This is a genomic window from Terrisporobacter muris (assembly GCF_024621905.1).
GTDB classification, from domain to species: Bacteria; Bacillota; Clostridia; order Peptostreptococcales; family Peptostreptococcaceae; genus Terrisporobacter; species Terrisporobacter muris.
In genome coordinates, this window is the sequence record NZ_JANKBY010000598.1 from 1 (window position 1) to 1,046 (window position 1,046).

The following is a 1,046-nucleotide window of genomic DNA, read 5'->3' on the forward strand; positions in this document are numbered from 1 at the left end:
GTTACTATTATCTTTTAAGTACTCATTATCTTCCATATTTATATCTTTATATATAAAATCTTGAAGAACAACAGTTGAATTTTTATCATATAGCCAAACCCATCCTGCGTTTTTATAAATTCCACCCTTAACATGAACATTATCAATTATAGGGAACTCTGCTGTTTTAATATCATTACTATTATTTATTATGCCTAATGCAGTAATGCCTAGCGTTAGTATCTCATTACTATCTAAATTAGTTTTTACATAAGGTAGTAAAGTATTTAGTAGTTTAGGATATTTAGTAGGGGACATTGATTTTAATTTATCGGTAATTGCCATAAGTACCTCTTGTTGTCTTTCGTCTCTAGCTATAGCAGTATCTACTTTTCTAACGCGAGAGAAACCTAATGCTTGATATCCATTTAGTGTTTGTTTTCCAGCAGAATTAATTTGTTTAAAATTACCTTTATTTGATGAATTATATAAGTCATAGCATTGTTTAGCATATTTATTAATTTCAGATAAATTGTTTTGTGGTATATTAACTTCTACACCACCAAGCATATCAACTATGCTCATTAAAGAGTTGAAATCAACTTGTATAATTTTATCAATTCCTATACCAAATTCATTTTCTATAGTTTCAAATAGCATAGGCTCTTTGCCCCAAAAATAAGCTGTGTTTAGCTTTCCTGGACTTCTTCCTGGTAATTGAACATAAGTATCACGAGCTAAAGAAGTAAGCTTTACACTCTTATGAACATTATCTATAGTAAGAATCATCATAGAATCGGTTCTAGAAGCTGTTTCACCAGGTCTAGCATCAGTACCAGTCAATAGGATATTAGTTATACCCTTAACATCCTCTAATTTTGATTCATAATCAGTGTCTTCATGTATTGAATTTAACTTATAATAAGTGTATCCAAATACACAAACTGGTATAGCGACTAATAAAGCTAATAGCGTAATTATAATTTTTTTTAGTTTTGACATATATATTTTCCCTTCTTAATTTAATGCAATATTTTATTATAATAAGCGTATTTATATAGATTTAA

At 28.5% G+C, this 1,046-nt stretch carries 1 protein-coding gene; it reads right to left on the minus strand.

All coding sequences use genetic code 11. The features are described 5' to 3' along the window. A partial coding sequence (locus NSA58_RS20535; protein WP_257560959.1) for an LCP family protein occupies positions 1-981 on the minus strand: 981 nt, incomplete at its 3' end. Between the last annotated feature and the right edge of the window lie 65 nt (positions 982-1,046).